Source organism: Treponema sp. OMZ 805 (assembly GCF_050937395.1).
Taxonomy (GTDB): domain Bacteria; phylum Spirochaetota; class Spirochaetia; order Treponematales; family Treponemataceae; genus Treponema.
Genome location: NZ_JACCLP010000070.1, coordinates 1 through 301, shown reverse-complemented (window position 1 = coordinate 301; position 301 = coordinate 1). Strand labels below are relative to the sequence as shown.

Below are 301 nucleotides of genomic sequence, written 5' to 3'. Positions count from 1 at the left end.
GGAAAAATTAGGCATATTAAAAGCGTTCATATATCAGAGCGTGTAGTGCAAAAAAGCCTTGCATTAAATGTGCTCATTCCTATCCTTGAAGCTTCACTCATTTATGATAATGGAGCTTCAATTAAGGGCAAAGGCATTCATTTTGCATTAAGACGGCTGATTGAGCATTTAAGAAGATTTTATCGGACAAACGGCAATTCAAATGCAGGCTATGCGCTGCTTATTGATTTTGCAAAGTTCTTTGACAATATAGACCATGAAATACTGCTTCAGCAGCTTAGAACACGTATTAAAGATGAGC

At 36.9% G+C, this 301-nt stretch carries 1 protein-coding gene; it reads left to right on the top strand.

Going from position 1 to position 301, the window contains the following annotated elements:
* A partial coding sequence (locus HGH47_RS12345; protein WP_432912793.1) for a hypothetical protein occupies nt 1-301 on the top strand: 301 nt, incomplete at both ends.